Raw genomic sequence first — 1,365 nt, 5'->3', positions numbered from 1 at the left:
CCAGACTGCATCAAAGGCCTGATACATGACCGCATCCAATCACACGTTCAAACCGCTCAAAGAAAAACTTGCATGAACGGGGGCATCCATACATGAGCCGGTTAGGCGCATAATTTCCATTGAGAATGGAGCCATGTGAACCTTCCCCCAACGCGGAGAGCGACGGGGGCAACGGAGTGATCCACATGGGACTTTTAAACATCATCCGTCGGATGGCGCTGCGTGAGAAGCAGTCGATCCGGGAGATCAGCCGGCGCACCGGGCTGTCGCGCAACACGATCGCGAAGTATCTGAACGCAGGTACGATCGAGCCAACCTTCACGATACCGGAACGACCGAGCAAGCTTGATCCTTTTGCCGATAAGCTGGCGGCCTGGCTGAAGACTGAGGCCGGGAGGTCACGCAAACAGCGCCGAACTCTAAAGCAGCTTCATGCCGATCTGGTGGTTCTCGGCTTTACCGGCTCCTATGGTCGGGTTGCCGCCTTCGCCCGTGATTGGCGGGCTGACCGGCAACGTGAGCAGCAGACGACGGGCCGCGGCATATACGTTCCGCTATCTTTCCGCCCAGGTGAAGCATTCCAGTTCGATTGGAGTGAGGACTATGCCGTGATCGGCGGCGAGCGCACGAAGTTGCAGGTCGCACATATCAAGCTATCGCACAGTCGGGCTTTTCTAGTCAGGGCCTACCTGCTGCAAACGCACGAGATGCTCTTCGATGCCCATTGGCATGGTTTCCGTGTGTTCGGCGGCGTGCCTGCTCGCGGCATCTACGATAACATGAAGACAGCGGTGGATCGCGTTGGCCGCGGCAAGGAGCGACAGGTCAACATCCGGTTTCTTGCGATGACGAACCACTACGTGTTCGCGCCTGAGTTCTGCAATCCCGCCGCGGGTTGGGAGAAAGGACAGGTCGAGAAGAACGTCCAGGATGCTCGTCCTCGTCTATGGCAGCCAATGCCGGACTTCCCGGATTTGCAGTCTTTGAACGTCTGGCTGGAACAGCATTGCCATGACCTATGGCGGGACACGACGCACGGGAGCCTGCCCGGCACGATCGCGGATGTTTTGGGTGATGAGCAGCCTGCTTTAATGGCATTGCCCGCCATGTTTGACGGCTTCGTCGAGCAGAGCAAACGCGTCTCGCCAACATGCCTGATCACCTTCGAGCGTAATCGTTACAGTGTGCCTGCATCATTTGCGAACCGGCCCGTCAGCCTGCGGATTTATCCCGAGAGACTGGTTGTTGCAGCCGAGGGCAATATCCTCTGCGAACATCCGCGGATCATAGAACGCAGCCACGACAAACCACCGAGGACGATTTATGACTGGCGGCATTACCTTGCGGTTATCCAGCGCAAACCCG

Annotated in this window: 1 protein-coding gene; it reads left to right on the top strand. The window is 57.7% G+C overall.

What is annotated here, in order from left to right; translation table 11 throughout:
* Positions 1 to 185: 185 nt before the first annotated feature.
* A partial coding sequence (gene istA / locus ACI3K0_RS30715) for an IS21 family transposase (protein ID WP_404946981.1) occupies positions 186 to 1,365 on the top strand: 1,180 nt, incomplete at its 3' end.

This window comes from Rhizobium sp. ZW T2_16, from assembly GCF_044987325.1.
GTDB lineage: Bacteria > Pseudomonadota > Alphaproteobacteria > Rhizobiales > Rhizobiaceae > Neorhizobium > Neorhizobium cellulosilyticum.
Note: the sequence above shows the minus strand (reverse complement) of the source record. Positions and strands in the feature narration are given on the sequence as shown.